The organism is Micromonospora sp. NPDC023633, from assembly GCF_040640035.1.
In the GTDB taxonomy this organism is placed as follows: Bacteria; Actinomycetota; Actinomycetes; order Mycobacteriales; family Micromonosporaceae; genus Micromonospora.
The window spans coordinates 22,875-39,461 of sequence record NZ_JBFABB010000003.1 but is presented as its reverse complement, the minus strand read 5'-3'; the positions used below and the strand labels follow the sequence as shown (position 1 = coordinate 39,461).

Annotated in this window: 17 protein-coding genes; 12 read left to right on the top strand and 5 right to left on the bottom strand. The window is 73.6% G+C overall.

From position 1 onward, the window contains the following. Positions 1-74: 74 nt before the first annotated feature. Entirely contained in the window at positions 75-1,487 is a 1,413-nt protein-coding gene (locus AB0G13_RS01540) for an MFS transporter (RefSeq protein WP_357867249.1), read from the bottom strand. Between the two features lie 227 nt (positions 1,488-1,714). Continuing rightward, positions 1,715-2,767, bottom strand: coding sequence for a mechanosensitive ion channel family protein (locus AB0G13_RS01535; protein WP_357867247.1), 1,053 nt, complete (start codon positions 2,765-2,767; stop codon positions 1,715-1,717). A 294-nt stretch (positions 2,768-3,061) separates the two neighbouring features. Between AB0G13_RS01535 and AB0G13_RS01530 the strand changes: the two genes are divergently transcribed. After that, a complete protein-coding gene (locus AB0G13_RS01530; RefSeq protein ID WP_091628780.1) occupies positions 3,062-3,595 on the top strand; it encodes an HNH endonuclease in 534 nt (177 codons plus the stop codon). A 74-nt stretch (positions 3,596-3,669) separates the two neighbouring features. On the opposite strand, the gene AB0G13_RS01525 is transcribed toward AB0G13_RS01530, so the two are convergent. The 3 genes from AB0G13_RS01525 to AB0G13_RS01515 form a co-directional block, all read right to left on the bottom strand. Beyond that, positions 3,670-4,521: a class F sortase gene (locus AB0G13_RS01525; protein ID WP_357867244.1), complete on the bottom strand. Its 852-nt coding sequence runs from the start codon at positions 4,519-4,521 to the stop codon at positions 3,670-3,672. A 12-nt stretch (positions 4,522-4,533) separates the two neighbouring features. After that, the gene (locus tag AB0G13_RS01520; protein WP_357867470.1) at positions 4,534-5,007 is read right to left on the bottom strand and encodes a hypothetical protein; all 474 of its coding nucleotides are present in this window, start codon (positions 5,005-5,007) and stop codon (positions 4,534-4,536) included. Between the two features lie 137 nt (positions 5,008-5,144). Then, positions 5,145-5,600, bottom strand: coding sequence for an Lrp/AsnC family transcriptional regulator (locus AB0G13_RS01515; RefSeq protein WP_357867241.1), 456 nt, complete (start codon positions 5,598-5,600; stop codon positions 5,145-5,147). Positions 5,601-5,781: 181 nt separating this feature from the next. Here AB0G13_RS01515 and AB0G13_RS01510 point away from each other — a divergent pair, with 181 nt between their 5' ends. The 11 genes from AB0G13_RS01510 to AB0G13_RS01460 all read left to right on the top strand — a co-directional run bounded on the left by AB0G13_RS01510 (position 5,782) and on the right by AB0G13_RS01460 (position 16,489). Next, the gene (locus AB0G13_RS01510; RefSeq protein ID WP_357867238.1) at positions 5,782-6,681 is read left to right on the top strand and encodes a tryptophan 2,3-dioxygenase family protein; all 900 of its coding nucleotides are present in this window, start codon (positions 5,782-5,784) and stop codon (positions 6,679-6,681) included. A 20-nt stretch (positions 6,682-6,701) separates the two neighbouring features. Continuing rightward, entirely contained in the window at positions 6,702-8,012 is a 1,311-nt protein-coding gene (gene kynU / locus AB0G13_RS01505; RefSeq protein WP_357867235.1) for a kynureninase, read from the top strand. Then, positions 8,009-9,346 (top strand): NAD(P)/FAD-dependent oxidoreductase, encoded by a 1,338-nt coding sequence (locus tag AB0G13_RS01500; protein ID WP_357867232.1) that lies wholly within the window; start codon positions 8,009-8,011, stop codon positions 9,344-9,346. The genes kynU and AB0G13_RS01500 overlap by 4 nt, the downstream gene beginning before the upstream one ends. A gap of 23 nt (positions 9,347-9,369) precedes the next feature. Beyond that, positions 9,370-10,851 carry a 2-hydroxymuconic semialdehyde dehydrogenase gene (locus AB0G13_RS01495; protein WP_357867466.1) on the top strand — a complete coding sequence of 494 codons (1,482 nt, stop codon included), beginning with the start codon at positions 9,370-9,372 and terminating at the stop codon, positions 10,849-10,851. A 76-nt stretch (positions 10,852-10,927) separates the two neighbouring features. Beyond that, on the top strand, positions 10,928-11,722 hold the full coding sequence (locus AB0G13_RS01490; RefSeq protein ID WP_357867229.1) for a fumarylacetoacetate hydrolase family protein: 795 nt from the start codon (positions 10,928-10,930) through the stop codon (positions 11,720-11,722). After that, complete coding sequence (locus tag AB0G13_RS01485) at positions 11,719-12,660, top strand: acetaldehyde dehydrogenase (acetylating) (protein ID WP_357867226.1); 942 nt, start codon at positions 11,719-11,721, stop codon at positions 12,658-12,660. The genes AB0G13_RS01490 and AB0G13_RS01485 overlap by 4 nt, the downstream gene beginning before the upstream one ends. Further along, positions 12,657-13,733 (top strand): 4-hydroxy-2-oxovalerate aldolase, encoded by a 1,077-nt coding sequence (gene dmpG / locus AB0G13_RS01480; protein ID WP_357867223.1) that lies wholly within the window; start codon positions 12,657-12,659, stop codon positions 13,731-13,733. Before AB0G13_RS01485 ends, dmpG begins: the two co-directional genes overlap by 4 nt. Continuing rightward, positions 13,730-14,503 carry a fumarylacetoacetate hydrolase family protein gene (locus AB0G13_RS01475; RefSeq protein WP_357867220.1) on the top strand — a complete coding sequence of 258 codons (774 nt, stop codon included), beginning with the start codon at positions 13,730-13,732 and terminating at the stop codon, positions 14,501-14,503. Before dmpG ends, AB0G13_RS01475 begins: the two co-directional genes overlap by 4 nt. Then, a complete protein-coding gene (locus AB0G13_RS01470; protein ID WP_357867217.1) occupies positions 14,500-14,928 on the top strand; it encodes a RidA family protein in 429 nt (142 codons plus the stop codon). The genes AB0G13_RS01475 and AB0G13_RS01470 overlap by 4 nt, the downstream gene beginning before the upstream one ends. Further along, on the top strand, positions 14,925-15,449 hold the full coding sequence (locus AB0G13_RS01465; RefSeq protein WP_121399407.1) for a 3-hydroxyanthranilate 3,4-dioxygenase: 525 nt from the start codon (positions 14,925-14,927) through the stop codon (positions 15,447-15,449). The genes AB0G13_RS01470 and AB0G13_RS01465 overlap by 4 nt, the downstream gene beginning before the upstream one ends. Then, entirely contained in the window at positions 15,449-16,489 is a 1,041-nt protein-coding gene (locus AB0G13_RS01460; RefSeq protein ID WP_357867213.1) for an amidohydrolase family protein, read from the top strand. The genes AB0G13_RS01465 and AB0G13_RS01460 overlap by 1 nt, the downstream gene beginning before the upstream one ends. The last annotated feature ends 98 nt before the right edge of the window (positions 16,490-16,587 follow it).

The following is a 16,587-nucleotide window of genomic DNA, read 5'->3' as shown; positions in this document are numbered from 1 at the left end:
TCACCTGCGGCATTCACCGTTCCATCCTGCCAGGTGCCGCGCCGGGCGACCGGGGGTGCCGGCTGTGGGTCGGGTCACCGTGTGCCGCTGCTGTCCCGCCTCGCCGGGGCGACCGTCCAGCCGTCCGCCGGCCCGCCGGGCCGCTCCTCCCCGGAGCGCCCCTGCGCGCTCGCCGCGGTGGCGGGCCCGCCCGCCTGCTGGGGGGCCGCCCCGCTCGCCCGCTGGGCCGCCTCCACGGCCGCGTCGATGGTCGACCGGCTCGGCCAGCGCAGGGCGGCGAGGGTCATCAGCAGCACCCCGACGGCGCTCCAGACCCCGACCACGAGCGGAATGGAGTACCGCTCGGCCAGCAACCCGGTGACCAGGACGGCCATGCCCTGGATGACCTGGACGCCGGTCGCCATCACGCCGAAGGCGCGGGCCCGGAAGCCGTCGGGCAGGGCCCGGACGAAGAGCCCGTTGGCCACCGGCAGCATGCCCGCGACGGCGAACCCGCAGGCCGCGGCGAGCAGCGCCACCACCAGCGGCGGCGGGTCGAACAGGGCGGGCACCAGGGCCAGCGGGGAGAGCACCGCCAGCGGCCGCATCAGGCTCAGCCGGCGGTCCGGCCCGAACGCCCGGCTGACGATCAGGCCGCCGAGGATGAAGCCGACGGGGTTCGCCGCCATGATGATGGCCTGGGCGGCCCCGGCGTCCAGCCGGCCGGCGTGCTCGCTCGCCCAGGCGGCGGCGAGGCCCTCCGGCACCACGGAGAAGAGCATGGCGGCGAAGACCAGCACGGCGATGGCCCGCAGCACCGGGGTGCCGAACACGATCTGGAAGCCCTGCGCGGTCTCCCGCAGCAGGTGGCTGCGGTGCGCGGCGGTCATCGCCGTCGGCCGGTCGGCCACGCCGAAGCGGACCAGCGCGGCCGACAGGGCGAAGGTCGCCGCGTTCACCAGGAGCGCGGCGGTCGGGTTGAACGCGGCGATGGCCGCGCCCGCCAGGTAGCCGACGACCTGGGCGGCCTGGCCGACGCTGCTGATCATCGACAGCCCGACCACCAGGCGGTCCCCGGTGAGGATCAGGGGAATCAGCGCCGACTTGGCGGCCTGGCTCGGTGGATTGGCCAGCGTGGTGGCGAAGAGCAGGGCCAGGATCACCGGGACGGGCATACCGGGGATGGCGATGCACACCATCAGCACCATCCGGACGAGGTCGCAGATCACCATGACCTGCCGGTAGCGGTGCCGCTCCGCGAGCGTGGCGAGCAGGGGACCGCCGACCAGCCAGGGCAGGTAGCTCACCGCGAAGGCGGCGGCCGAGAGTGCGACTGACCGGGTCTCCTCGTAGACCAGCAGGGTGACCGCGGCCTTGGCGATGTAGTCGCCGATCCAGGAGAGAGCGCTCGCTGTGAAGACGGCGCCGTATTCGCGATTGGCGAACACCTCGCGGAAGGTTGCCGGCCCTTCCGGGGATGGTCGCTCGTCAGGCACCGTCGCCTCCATCGTTCCCCTGGGCGGGCCACTCGTGATGGACGGCCCGGGAACCGTCGTCAGATCTACGGATCAGCGAGGACGTGATCACGCTCCGGGGAGCGTGCACCGGATTTTGCCCGATCGTCCGACGAGTGGCTAGGGCGAAGGGGTAGATCGTCGCATCTCCGACTGAACGAACGGACGATACCCGAGGGGCCACCCGGCTCGCGACCCCCGCCGCCCGGCGTTCGGGCGCCTCAGGTGGCGCCGCCCTGCCCGGTCTCGCCGGGGGCGCGGACCGGCATGCCGGGGTAGAACCGGGCGGCGGCGATCTTCGCGGTGATGCCGGAGTTCTCTAACGCCTCGGCGAGCCGGCGACGTAGCTCCCGGCCGACGGCGAACTGCCCGTCCGCGGTCGTCTTGACCACCGTACGGATGACCGCGCCGTCGACCGTCATCTGCTCGACGCCCAGCACCTCCGGCGCCTCGACGATCTCCGGCGCCAGGTCGGGGTCGATCGCCACCGAGGCGGCGGCGGTCCGCAGCACGGCCGTGGCCTCCTCCGTGCCGGCGAAGCCGATCGGCAGGTCGACCACCACCAGGGCCCAGCCCTGGCTCTTGTTGCCCACCCGGACGATCTCGCCGTTGCGGATGTACCAGAGCACGCCCCGCCCGTCGCGGACGGTGGTGACCCGCAGACCGACCGACTCCACCACGCCGGTCGCCTCGCCGAGGTCCACGGTGTCGCCGACGCCGTACTGGTCCTCGATCAGCATGAACAGGCCGGCGATCAGGTCCTTGACCAGGCTCTGCGCGCCGAAGCCGAGGGCCACGCCCGCGATGCCGGCGCTGGCCAGCAGCGGGGCCAGGTCGAAGCTGAACTCCTTGAGGATCATCAGCAGCGCGATGCCGAAGATGAACGCGGTGCTCAGGCTGCGCAGCACCGAACCGATGGCCTCGGCCCGCTGCCGGCGTCGCTCCGGGACGAACTCGCCCGGCTCGACGGTGGCGGTGGGGATCCGCTCGCGTAGCGGACGCAGCATGGTCGGCACGCCCGCGTCGGTGGTGGTGCGCACCAGCCGGCGGATCGTCCGGTGCACCAGCCACCGGGCGGCGATCGCCAGCAGCAGGATCAGCACGACCCGCAGCGGCTTGAGCAGGATCCAGTAGCTGCCCTCGGCGAACCAGACCGAGCCGGTCATGTCGTAGACGCTCCGGCAGAGGGCGTCGTCCAGGCAGGTCGGCGACGGAGCCGGGTCCGGCGCCTCGACGGCGGGCAGGGCGAGGGGCGTCAGGCTGGCAGCGGTCACGCTGTCTTCGTACCCCACCCGGCGGGGCAGGATCCCGTCGACCCTCCGCGTCGTGACCGGCCCGGCACCCCTCGCGGGACGCCGCCGCCGGACGCGGGCGAACCGGTCATCCTGACACGTGTGGGGATCGCTTCCGGAGGGACCCCCGATTAGTACGTGCAATCCGGGGGCCGATCAGGGACGATGGGCGCACGGACGTCGGTGATCCGGCCGGCGTCGGCCGTGGTGGGTCGCCGTGCCCGTTTCCGGTCGGCGGTGGTGAGCAGGGGCCGCTGAACCGGGAGGGTGAACGCGATGCCTGACATACGACCCACGGTGGGCTCCGGTGCGCTGGTCCTCAATGCCACCTACGAGCCGCTGTGCGTCGTGTCGGTGCGTCGTGCCGCCATTCTCGTGCTCTCCGCCAAGGCGGTCTGCGTCGCCGACGGCGACGGCATCCTGCACAGCGCCCGCGACGCGCTGCCGGTGCCGTCGGTCGTCCGGCTCACCCGCTTCGTGCGGGTGCCCTACCGCACCCACGTCGGGCTCTCCCGGCGGGCCATCTTCGCCCGGGACGGCTGGCGTTGCGCCTACTGCCGGGGGCCCGCCGAGACCATCGACCACGTCTTTCCGCGCAGCCGGGGCGGCCGGCACGCCTGGGAGAACGTCGTCGCGGCCTGCGCCCGGTGCAACCACACGAAGGGCGACAAGACGCCGGCCGAGCTGGGCTGGCGCCTGCACGCGCTGCCGGCGGCCCCGAAGGGCACCGCCTGGCGGGTGCTCGGTCACCGGGCGCCGGACCCCCGCTGGGCCGACTGGCTCGACCTGCGCGAGCCCGAGGCGGCCTGACCGTCATCCCCCCCCCGGAACGCGGCGAGCCGCACCGGGGCCGGGCCGACGCGGCTGCCCCGGGCGGCCGCCGGTCACGTCGTACGGGCCCGCACCAGGGACGCGAAGACCACCACGTTGTCGGCGTATCCGGTCTCCCCGCCCACCCAGCGCCCGCCGCAGGTGATCAGGCGCAGCCGGGGACGGCTGAAGTCCCCGAAGACCTCGTCCACCGGCAGCCGGTCCTTGTCGAAGCGCTCGACGGAGTCCACCTCGAAGACGGCCACCGAGCGGTCCTGCCGGGCGACCTCGATCCGGTCCCCGTCGCGCAGGTCGCGCAGCTTGTGGAAGACCGCCGGCCCGGTGCCGGTGTCGACGTGCCCGACGATCACCGAGGGACCGTACTGCCCCGGGGTCGGGCCCTGGTCGTACCAGCCGGCCTCGTGGGCGCGGGCGGCCTCCGGCACCGCGATGCTGCCGTCCGGAGCGATGCCGACGCCGTGCACGGGCGCCCGGACGTCGATCGGGTCGATGGCGATGCCGACGGGCCGGCTGGCGGGCAGCACCGGGAACTTCTTCGGGGCGGGTCGCAGCCCCGCGAGGAACCGGTCCGGCAGCACGCTCACGCCGGCGATCCGCTCCACGCCGAGCATCGTGATGATCAGCGCCATCAACGTACCGATCACGAGGACCGGCAGGCCGGGCCCCCGGCCGGGGGCCAGCCGGCGGCGGCCGGCCGGGATCCGGCCGTGGCGGGGTCGGGCCGGCAGCGGTCGGGCCCCCGGATCGGTGGTGGCGACGCTCGCCGACACCGCCTCCCCGGCCACCCGGCGCAGCCGCCGGGCCGCCGCGACCGCCGCCCGGCCGGACGCCCGCAGCGCCCGCCGGCCGGTCGCCCGGATCCGGTCCGGGTCCGGTCGCCTGGTACGCCTCCGGGAGCCGGCCATGGCGACGGCGGGTCAGGAACCGGCCCCGGTCCGGCGGCGGTTGCCGAAGAAGCCGAAGCCCACGGCCAGGGCCACCACCGCGAGGCCGCCGACCATCAGCATCGAGCCGGTGCCCGAGGCGCCGGCGGTGCCGCCGCCCCCGGTGGCCGGGCCCTTGCTGGGCTGCTCCATGTTCAGCACCGTGAGCGTGGTGGTCGCGGTCCTGCCGTTGTCGCAGCGCAGGTTCACCGGGTAGTCGCCGGGCTCCTTGCTGCCCGGGATGGTGACCTGGCCGGTCAGGAAGCCGTCGTCCGGCCGCAGCATCACCCGCCCGAAGGCGTCGGAGTGCACGTCGGCCTGGCGGTCGTTGGCGTTGTCGCAACCGGCCCGGATGCTGACCCGGGTGCCGGCCTGCGCGCTGTTGGGCACCACCTCGACGAAGGCCTCCTCACCCGCCCAGGCGGGTACGACGGCCGTCAGGACGAACGCCCCGACCAGGCCCAACACGGTCAGAGCGCGGGTCAGGGCACGTTGGAACGCTGTGAGCACCGGCATGATCCCCCCTTCCGGTGACGAACACCGGAATCCTCCCCGGGCAACAGGGCCTGCTTTCCCGCTGGCCGGAGGGCAAACCCGGGGGCCGGTCAGCGGGGCCGGTCGGCGGGGGGCAGCGGGGTGACGGGCTGCCACTGGAGCGGGGTGGAGAGCACCATCGTGCTGGACGGCTGCCCGTACGGGGCGAGCCGGTCGATCACCGCCTCGAAGTCCCCGATCGACCCGGCGGCCACCTTGAGCATGCTGCACGCGTCGCCGGTGATGCGGTGGATCTCCAGGATCTCGGGCCAACCCGCCACATCCGGGTCGTGCAGGATGCACCGCGCCCCGTAACAGGACATCCGGATCAGCGCGACCACGGTGCGCCCGGCCCGGGTCAGGTCGACGTGGGCGTGGTAGCCGGTGATCACCCCGGACTCCTCCAGCCGGCGTACCCGCTCGGCCACGGCCGGCGGCGACAGGTGCACCCGCCGGGAGAGCTCGCTGAAGGAGAGGCGCGCGTCGGCCTGCAGTTCCCGCAGCAGCGCCCAGTCCATGTCGTCCATGAGGCGACCTTACTTTCTCGAAGCCGAATCCGGCTCATGCCTTCTGCGTCGCAGGTCAGACGGGATGAGTGCCGTTGATCCGGCATTCCATCCGGCGGTTCCGCCGAGAGATCATGTCGGCATCCCGAAAACGGCCGACCGTCGGCCGTCCCGGGTGACGAAGAGCAGATGGAGGCCACCGGTGGAGCAGACGGACGTGCGCGTACCCGCCAAGGCGGCGGTGCGCCCGGCGACCCCGCGGCAGCGCGCGGCCCGCGCCGCCCGCAACGGCGGCGAACCGACGCTGGAGTTCGCCGAGCGGGTGCCGTACGACGCGTACGTGCAGGCCAGCACGCTGCACCGGCTTCAGCAGCCGCTGAGCGACGACCCCGGTGAGATGTCCTTCCTGATGGTCAGCCAGATCATGGAGCTGTACTTCGGGCTGACCTGCCACGAGCTGCGCGAGACGCAGCGCCTGCTGCGCGCCGACCGGGTGTGGGACGCGCTGGCCCCGCTGCGCCGCGCCGCGCTGCATCTGGAAGGGCTGAACGCGGCCTGGAAGGGGCTGCGTTGGATGACTCCGGCCGACTTCAACCGGTTCCGCAACCTGCTGGGCGAGGGCTCCGGCTTCCAGTCGGCGATGTACCGCCACCTGGAGTTCCTGCTCGGCCTCCGCGACGAGACGCTGATCCGGCCGTTCCGGCGACAGACCGACGTGTACGCGGACCTGCGCGCCACCCTGGCGGCGCCGAGCCTCTGGGACGACGTGCTCGCCCTGCTGGCCCGGCACGGCCACGACCTCCCGGCCGACCTGCTCGACCGGGAGGTCGCCGCCGAGCACCAGCCGCACGCCGCCGTGGAGGCGGCCTGGGTGCGGATCTACGCCGAGCCGGGGCCGGAGAACCACCTGCGGATGCTGGGCGAGGCGCTGACCGAGGTGGCCGAGCAGTTCGGCGACTGGCGGCAGCACCACGTCAAGGCGGTGCAGCGCACAATGGGCGCCAAGGTCGGCAGCGGCGGCTCCGCCGGGCTCGCGTGGTTGCAGCGCAGCATGGCCCGGGTGGTCTTCCCCGAGCTGTGGTCGGCCCGGACAGCGATGTGACCCGAGAGCGAGAACACCCCATGAACACCGGAGCACCTGAGTCGTCCGGGCTCGCCGCCGGCGAAGCCGAGGCCCTTGGCCTCGACGCCGCCGATCCCGGGCACCGCCACCTGTTCCACGTGCCGCCGGCCGACGGCGGGCGGTACCCCGAGGCCGCCTACCTGGCCGGCAACTCCCTCGGCCTGCAACCCCGGGCCACCCGCGACGAACTCGTCGCCGACCTGGACGCGTGGAGCCGGTTGGGCGTCGAGGGCCACCTGGAGGCCGAGCGCCCCTGGCTGCCGTACCACGAGCTGCTGACGGCGCCGGCCGCGCGACTGGTCGGCGCCACGCCGGCGGAGGTCGTGGTGATGAACTCCCTGACGGTAAACCTGCACCTGCTGATGGTCAGCTTCTACCGGCCGGCCGGGGCGCGGACCAGGATCGTCATCGAGGACAGCGCCTTCCCCTCGGACAGCTACGCCGTGCGCAGCCAGGCCCGCTTCCATGGCCTCGACCCGGACACCACGGTCGTCCGGCTGCGGCCGCGCGCCGGCGAGGACACCCTGCGCACCGAGGACGTGACCGCCTACCTGGCCGCCGAGGGCGACACGGTGGCGCTGGTGCTGCTCGGCGGGGTCAACTACCTCACCGGCGAGCTGATGGACATCCCGACGATCACCGCCGCCGGCCGCGCGGCAGGGGCCGTGGTCGGCTGGGACCTGGCGCACGCCGCCGGCAACGTCCCGCTCGCGCTGCACGAGTGGGACGTCGACTTCGCCGCCTGGTGCTCCTACAAGTACCTGAACTCCGGGCCCGGCGCGCTCGCCGGGGTCTTCGTGCACGAGCGGCACCTCGGCGACGCCGACCTGCCCCGCTTCGAGGGCTGGTGGAGCACCGAGGCGGCCACCCGGTTCGAGATGACCCCGGTCTCCCGGCCGCCGGCCACCGTGGAGGCCTGGCAGATCTCCAACCCGCCGATCTTCGCGATGGGCCCGGTGCGGACCTCGCTGGAGCTCTTCGACGCCGTCGGGATGCCCGCGCTGCGCGAGCGCAGCGTCCGGCTCACCGGCTACCTGGCGGGGCTGCTCGACGAGGTGACCGCGAACCGTCCGCTGACCGTGGTCACCCCGCGGGAGCCGGAGCGGCGGGGCTGCCAGCTCTCGGTGCGCATCGGCGCGGGCAGCGCGGCCGGGCTGGCCAAGCGGCTGCGCCACGAGCACGGCGTGATCGCCGACGCCCGGGAGCCGGACGTCATCCGGTTCGCCCCGGTGCCGCTCTATTCCACGTTCCACGACTGCTGGCGGGTCGCCGAGGCGCTGGCCGCGACCGTTGCGGAGGCGGGCTCATGACGGAGGAACGCAACGAGATCGCGGTGGTCGGCGCGGGCCTGGCCGGCTGCCTGCTGGCCTGCTTCCTGGCCCGGCGCGGCTACCCGGTGGCGCTCTACGAGCGCCGGCCCGACCCGCGTACCGGCACGGTGGAGCGGGGACGCTCCATCAACCTGGCGCTCTCCGAGCGCGGCCTGGACGCGCTGCGCCGGATCGGCCTGGACGAGCAGGTGCTGGCGGACGGGCTGCCGATGCGCGGCCGGATGATCCACCCCGTGGACGGCGAGGCGCAGTTCCAGTCGTACAGCGCCTCCGGTGACCGGGCGATCAACTCGATCAGCCGGGGCGCGCTGAACAACGCCCTGCTGGACGCGGCCACCGCCCTGCCCGGGGTGCGGGTCGCCTTCGACCACCGGCTCGTCGGGCTCGACCCGACCGGCGGCGGGATGACCTTCGAGACCCCGCAGGGCACGGTCGCGGCCACCGCGTCGGTCGTCCTCGGCGCCGACGGCGCGGGTTCGGCGGTGCGTGGGCAGCTGTTGGCGTACGGGCTGCTGACCGAGAGCGTGGACTTCCTCGACTACGGCTACAAGGAGCTGACGATCCCGCCGCTGGGCGGGGACTTCGCCCTCGACCCGGAGGCGCTGCACATCTGGCCGCGCGGCACCTCGATGATGATCGCGCTGCCGAACCCGGACCGCTCGTTCACCTGCACGCTCTTCTGGCCCACCCACGGCACCGCGAGCTTCGCCTCGCTGGGCAGCCCGGCGGCCATCGAGCGGCACTTCGCCGAGCACTACCCGGACCTGCCGCCGCTCGCCCCGGGCCTCGTCGACGACTACCAGCACAACCCGGTGGGCGTGCTCGGCACCGTCCGCTGCACCCCGTGGCAGGCGTACGGGAGGGTCGGCCTGCTCGGCGACGCGGCGCACGCCATCGTCCCCTTCTACGGCCAGGGCGCGAACTGCGCCTTTGAGGACGTGGTCGAGCTGGACCGCTGCCTGGACGAGTGCGCCGACGACTGGTCGGAGGCGCTGCCGCTGTTCCAGCAGCGGCGGCAGGAGAACGCCGAGGCGATCGCGCAGATGGCGCTGGCGAACTTCGTGGAGATGCGGGACAAGGTCGCCTCGCCGCTGTTCCAGGCCGGCCGGAAGGTCGAGCACGCGCTGGAGCGGGTGCTGCCGGGCCGGTACGTTTCCCGCTACGAGCTGGTGTCCTTCTCGACCACCCCGTACGCGGAGGTGCGTCGCCGGGTCCGCCGGCAGCACCGGGTGCTCGGGGCGGTGGCCGCCGGGGTGGCGGCGGTGCTGGCCGGCGCGGTCGGCCTCACGATCAAGCGAGGGAGGCGTCGATGACCGTGACCTGGGATCCCCGGCTGATGGCGGGGCGGGCGCCCGACGGCCCGGGCCTGCTGCGCAACTTCGTCGGCGGCGAGTTCGTCGAGGCCGGGCGGCGGTTCACCAAGCGCAGCCCGGTGACCGGCGAACCGGTCTTCGAGGTGGCCGAGGCCGACCGGGCGTGCGTGGACGACGCCGTCGCCGCCGCGCGGGCGGCGCTGCGCGGGCCGTGGGGCCGGATGGGGGAGCGGGAGCGCGCCGAGGTGCTGCGCCGGGTCGCCGACGAGCTGGAGCGACGCTTCGACGACCTGGTCACCGCCGAGGTCGCCGACACCGGCAAGTCGATCTCGCAGGCGCGGACGTTGGACATCCCGCGTGGCGCGGCGAACTTCCGCGCCTTCGCGGAGATCGTGGCGACCGCGCCGACGGAGTCCTTCACCACGGTCACCCCGACCGGCGGCCGGGCGTTGAACTACGCGGTCCGCAAGCCGGTCGGCGTGGTCGCGGTGATCGTGCCGTGGAACCTGCCGCTGCTGCTGCTCACCTGGAAGGTCGCCCCCGCGCTGGCCTGCGGCAACGCCGTGATCGTGAAGCCCAGCGAGGAGACGCCCGCCTCGGCGACGCTGCTCGCCGAGGTGATGGCCGCCGCTGGCGTGCCCGCCGGCGTGTTCAACCTGGTGCACGGCTTCGGCCCGGACTCGGCGGGGGAGTTCCTCACCCGGCACCCGGGGGTGGACGCGATCACCTTCACCGGCGAGTCGGCCACCGGGGGCACCATCATGCGGGCCGCCGCCGACGGGGTGAAGGCCGTCTCCTTCGAGCTGGGCGGAAAGAACGCCGGGCTGGTCTTCGCCGACGCCGACCTCGACGCGGCGGTGGCGGGGTCGGTGCGCTCCAGCTTCACCAACGGTGGCCAGGTCTGCCTCTGCACCGAGCGGATCTACGTGCAGCGGCCGGTGTTCGAGGAGTTCACCGCCCGGCTCGCCGAGCGGGCCGCCGCGCTGCCGTACGGGTGGCCCGCCGACGAGGCCACGGTGAACATGCCGCTGATCTCGCACCAACACCGCGACAAGGTGCTCGGTCACTACGAACTGGCCCGGACCGAGGGCGCGGAGGTGCTCACCGGAGGCGGCGCGCCGCGCTTCGGCGACGCCCGCGACGGCGGCGCGTACGTGCTGCCGACGGTGCTGACCGGGCTGGGCCCGCAGGCCCGCACCAACACCGAGGAGATCTTCGGCCCGGTGGTGCACGTCGCCCCGTTCGACGACGAGGACGAGGCCTACGTGCTGGCCAACGGCACCCAGTACGGCCTGGCGGCGACGGTCTGGACCCGCGACGTCGGCCGGGCCCACCGGGCCGGCGCCCGGCTCGACGCCGGCATCGTCTGGGTGAACACCTGGTTCCTGCGCGACCTGCGCACCCCGTTCGGCGGGATGAAGGCCTCCGGCATCGGGCGCGAGGGCGGCGTGCACTCACTCGACTTCTATTCCGAACTCACCAACGTCTGCGTGGACCTGACATGAGCGAGCGCAGCGAGCGGATCATCAGCCGCAGTGCCGTGGAGCCCCGTGGCGGCTCCGAGGGCAGCGAGGAGCCGACATGAGCGTTGATTACGAGGCGGCGGCCCGGGAACTGGTCGCCGCGCGGGAGAACGGCAAGCCCTGCCCGCCGCTGCGCGGGCGGCTGCTGCCCGAGGGGGACGTCACGTCGGCGTACGTCGTCCAGCAGCTCCAGGTGCGCCAGTGGTCGCAGCGGGGCCACCGGCGGGTGGGCGCGAAGATCGGGCTGACCTCCCGGGCGGTGCAGGAGAGCTTCGGCGTCTTCCAGCCGGACTTCGGGGTGCTGCTGGACGACATGGCGGTGCCCGACGGGGCCGAGGTCGCGATGGACCGGCTGCTCCAGCCCCGGGTGGAGGCGGAGGTCGCCTTCGTGCTGGGCGCCGACCTGCCCGACGAGCGGATCACCACCGCGGACGCGATCCGGGCGGTCGACCACGTGCTGCCGGCGATCGAGATCGTCGACTCGCGGGTCGCGGGGTGGGACATCTCGATCGTGGACACCGTCGCGGACAACGCCTCCAGCGGCCTCTTCGTGCTCGGCACCGCGCCGCGTCGGCTCGCCGACGTGGACCTGCGGCTGTGCGGGATGGTGCTGGAGCAGGCCGGTGAGCCGGTCTCGGTCGGGGCCGGCGCGGCCTGCCTCGGCAATCCGCTGCACGCGCTGGAGTGGCTGGCACAGACGATGGCCCGCGCGGGCGATCCGTTGCGCGCGGGCGACGTGGTGCTCTCCGGGGCGCTCGGCCCGATGGTGCCGGTGACGCCGGGCGCGGCGTACGAGGCGCGGATCTCCGGTCTGGGCTCGGTGCGCACCTGCTTCTCCGGGGAGGCGTCGTGACCACCGGCGTGGCGGTGATCGGGTCGGGCAACATCGGCACCGATCTGATGATCAAGGTGCTCCGGCTCTCGGAGTCGCTGCGGATGGTGGCGATGGCCGGCATCGACCCGGAGTCCGACGGCCTGGCGCGGGCCCGGCGGCTCGGCGTGGCGACCACCGCCGGTGGCGTGGACGGCCTGGTGGCGATGCCGGAGTTCGCCGACGTCGAGTTGGTGTTCGACGCCACGTCGGCGGGCGCGCACCGGCACAACGACGCGGTGCTGGCCGCGCACGGTCGCACGGTGGTCGACCTCACCCCGGCGGCCATCGGCCCGTACGTGGTGCCGCCGGTCAACCTGGACGAGCACCTGGGCGAGCGGAACGTCAACATGGTGACCTGCGGTGGACAGGCGACGGTGCCGATCGTGGCCGCCGTCGGCCGGGTCACGCCGGTGGCGTACGGGGAGATCGTCGCCTCGATCGCGTCGAGGTCGGCGGGGCCGGGCACCCGGGCCAACATCGACGAGTTCACCGAGACCACCGCGCGGGCGATCGAGGTGGTCGGCGGCGCCGACCGGGGCAAGGCGATCATCGTGCTCAACCCGGCGGACCCGCCGCTGCTGATGCGCGACACCGTCTACTGCCTCTGCCCGGACGCCGACGCCGACCGGGCCGCGATCGCGGCGTCGGTGGCGCGGATGGTGGCGACGGTGCGGGAGTACGTCCCCGGCTACCGGCTCAAGCAGGACGTGCAGTTCGACCGGGTCGACACGTACGTGCCGGCGCTGGGCCGGCACCTGACGGGGTTGCAGGTCTCGGTGTTCCTGGAGGTCTCCGGCGCCGGGCACTACCTGCCGGCGTACGCCGGGAACCTGGACATCATGACCTCGGCCGCGCTGCGCACCGCGGAGCGGCTGGTCGCGCTGCGCCCCGAGACCGCCTCGGAGGTGCTGTCATGACCGACCTGTACATCCAGGACGTGACGTTGCGCGACGGCATGCACGCGGTCGCCCACCGCTACACCGTCGAGCAGGTGCGCACCATCGCCGCCGCGTTGGACGCGGCGGGGGTGGCGGCGATCGAGGTGGCGCACGGCGACGGGCTGGCGGGTTCCAGCGTCAACTACGGCCACGGCGCGGCCAGCGACGCGGAGTGGATCGCGGCGGCGGCCGAGGTGATGACGACCGCGAAGCTGACCACGCTGCTGCTGCCGGGGATCGGCACCATCGCCGACCTGAAGGCGGCGAAGGCCCTCGGCGTGACCAGCGTGCGGATCGCCACCCACTGCACCGAGGCGGACATCTCGGCCCAGCACATCTCGTGGGCGCGGGAGAACGGCATGGACGTCTCCGGCTTCCTGATGATGTCGCACATGTTCGATCCGGCCGGGCTCGCCGCCCAGGCCAGGCTGATGGAGTCGTACGGCGCCCACTGCGTCTACGTCACCGACTCCGGCGGCCGGCTGCTGATGTCGGACGTGGCGGAGCGGGTCGACGCGTACCGGCAGGTGTTGGAGCCGGCCACGCAGATCGGCATCCACGCGCACCACAACCTGTCCCTCGGGGTGGCCAACAGCGTGGTCGCGGTCGAGCACGGGCGGATCCTCGGCGACGCCGCGGCCGGCCCGCAGGCGGCCCACGGCCGGACGGTGCGGGTGGACGCCTCGCTGGCCGGGCAGGGTGCCGGCGCCGGCAACGCCCCGCTGGAGGTCTTCGTCGCGGTCGCCGAGCTGCACGGCTGGCAGCACGGCTGCGACGTCTTCGCGCTGATGGACGCCGCCGACGACATCGTCCGGCCGTTGCAGGACCGGCCGGTGCAGGTCGACCGGGAGACGCTCTCGCTGGGCTACGCGGGGGTCTACTCGAGCTTCCTGCGGCACGCCGAGCGGGCCTCCGACCGCTACGGCGTGGACGTCCGGTCGATCCTGGTCGAGCTGGGCCGCCGCCGGATGGTCGGCGGCCAGGAGGACATGATCGTGGACGTGGCGCTGGACCTCGCCGGCGACCGCGAGCAGAAGGGTGGCAGAGCATGATCGGGCCGGACACCGCGGGCATCGCCGAGCGGCTGGGCGTGGCGGCGGACACCGCCACCGCGATCGGGCAACTGGCCGCCGAGACCGGTCTCGACGTCGACGCCGCGTACGCGGTGCAGACCGCGCTGGTGCAGCGCCGGCTGGAGCGCGGCGAGCGCCTCGTCGGGCTGAAGATGGGCCTGACCAGCAAGGCGAAGATGGCGCAGGTCGGCGTGGACGAGGTGATCTGGGGCCGGCTCACCGACACCATGCGGGTGCCCGACGGCGGCAGCGTCGACCCGGCCGCCTTCATCCACCCCCGGGCCGAGCCGGAGGTGGCGTTCCTGCTGGACCGGCTGCCCGAGCCGGGGGAGCCGGTCGGCGACTTCACCGACGCGGTCCGCGCGGTGGCTCCGGCCATCGAGCTGATCGACTCCCGGTACGCGAACTTCACCTTCTCCCTGCCGGACGTCATCGCCGACAACACCTCCGCCGCCGCGTTCGTCATCGGGCCGTGGAGCCCGGTGCCCGACGGGCTGGAGAACCTGGGCGTGCTGCTGGAGGTCGACGGACGGGTGGCGCAGGTCGGCTCGACCGCCGCCATCCTCGGCGATCCCCGACGGGCCCTCGACGAGGGCATCCGGCTGGCCGGCCGGCACGGGGTGCGGCTGCGCGAGGGCTGGGTCTTCCTGGCCGGCGCGGCCACCGCCGCCGTCCCGCTGCGCCCCGGTGCCCACGTCCGCGCCGTGGTCGAGAAGCTCGGCACGGCCTCGTTGCGGGCGTCGGCATGAGCGGGCAGGCGCGCGTCGTCGCGGGCAAGGCCGTCCCCCGGGGCGCCTTCCCGCACGTCAAGGTCGCCGGCGGGTTCGTCTTCGTCTCCGGTACGTCGTCGCGGCGGCCGGACAACACCTTCGCCGGCGTCGAGGTGGACGAGTTCGGCACGACGAACCTCGACATCCGGGCGCAGACCCGGGCGGTGATCGAGAACGTCCGCGACCTGCTGCGTTCGGTCGGCGCCGACCTCTGCGACCTCGTACAGGTCACCAGCTACCTGGTCAACATGAACGACTTCGGTGGCTACAACGAGGTGTGGGCCGAGTTCTTCGACGCGACCGGCCCGACCCGCACGACGGTGGCGGTGCACCAGCTGCCGCACCCGCACCTGCTCGTCGAGATTCAGGCCGTGGCCCTTCTTCCGTCAGGAGGTCAGTCGTGAGTGAGATCGCGGAGCCGTTCAGCTTCCCCGGTTGGATCGCGGAGAACCAGCACCTGCTCAAGCCGCCGGTCGGCAACAAGGAGATGTTCCCGGGCGGGGACGACTTCATCGTCATGGTGGTGGGCGGGCCCAACCAGCGCACCGACTTCCACGTCGACCCGTACGAGGAGTTCTTCTACCAGGTCAAGGGCAACATGCACGTCAACCTGATGACCCCGGAGGGGCCGCGTACGGTGCACGTGCGCGAGGGCCAGATGTGGATGCTGCCGCGCAACACCCCGCACTCGCCGCAGCGGCCCGAGGCCGGCTCGATCGGCGTGGTCGTGGAGCGGGTCCGCGAGGAGGGCACGCTGGAGAAGTTCCAGTGGTACTGCACCGAGTGCGGGCACAAGGTGCACGAGGTGGAGTTGCAGGTCCGGGACATCGCCGCCGACCTGCCCCCGGTGTTCCAGGCGTTCTACGCCGACGAGGCCGCGCGCACCTGCGCGAACTGCGGCGCGCTGCACCCGGGCAAGGGCTGATGCGCGGTCCCGCCCCGGGCCTGCTGGGGCAGGCGCGGCTGCCGGTGGTCGACGTGCACACGCACGTCGTACCGAAGGGGTGGCCGGACCTCGGCGCGGCGTGCGGCGGGTCCGGCTGGCCCTGGCTGCGGGTCGACTCCGAGCGGGCGGCCATGATCATGGTGGGGGAGACGGAGTTCCGCCCGGTCGGGGCGGAGTGCTGGGACGCGCCCACCCGGCTCGGCGACATGGACGCCGACGGCGTGGACGTGCAGGTCGTCTCGCCCACCCCGGTCTTCTTCAGCTACGACCGGCCCGCCGACCAGGCGGTGAAGGTGGCCCGGATCTTCAACGACCTCACCCTGGAGGTCACCGCCGCCGGTGGTGACCGGCTGGTGCCGTTCTGCCAGGTGCCGTTGCAGGACCCGGAGGCGGCCTGCGCCGAGCTGGACCGCTGCCTCGCGGCCGGGCACGCCGGGGTGGAGATCGGCAACCACGTCGGTGACCGCGACCTCGACGACGCCGGGATCGTGGAGTTCCTGACGCACTGCGCCGAGGTGGGGGCGCCGGTCTTCGTGCATCCGTGGGACATGCCGGGCGGTCCCCGGCTGGACCGGTGGATGGCCCGCTGGCTCGCCGGGATGCCCGCCGAGACGCACCTGTCGGTGCTGGCGCTGATCCTCGGCGGCGTCTTCGACCGGGTGCCCGACACGCTGCGGATCTGCTTCGCGCACGGCGGCGGCAGCTTCCCGTTCTGGCTGGGCCGCGCCGACAACGCCTGGCACCGCCGGGGCGACCTGGTACGCGGCGCCTCCACCGCCCCGCCCAGCTCGTACGTCGACCGGTTCTGCGTCGACTCGGTGGTCTTCTCCGCGCCCGCGCTGCGGCTGCTGGTCGACACGATGGGCGCCGAGCGGGTGCTCGTCGGCAGCGACTACCCGTACCCGTTGGGGGAGCGGCCGGTCGGCCGGGTGGTGCGCGAGGCGGACTTCCTCACCGGGGAACAGCGCGGCATGCTGCTCGGCGGCAACGCGTTGCGGTTCCTCGGCACCCGCCCCTAGCGGCGCGGCGACGCCGCCCCCGCCGCCCGGCGGGGGTGGAATCCGGAGCCGTCGCGGCCCCCAGTGCGCGCGACGGCTCCGGAGCGTGGGATTCAGGA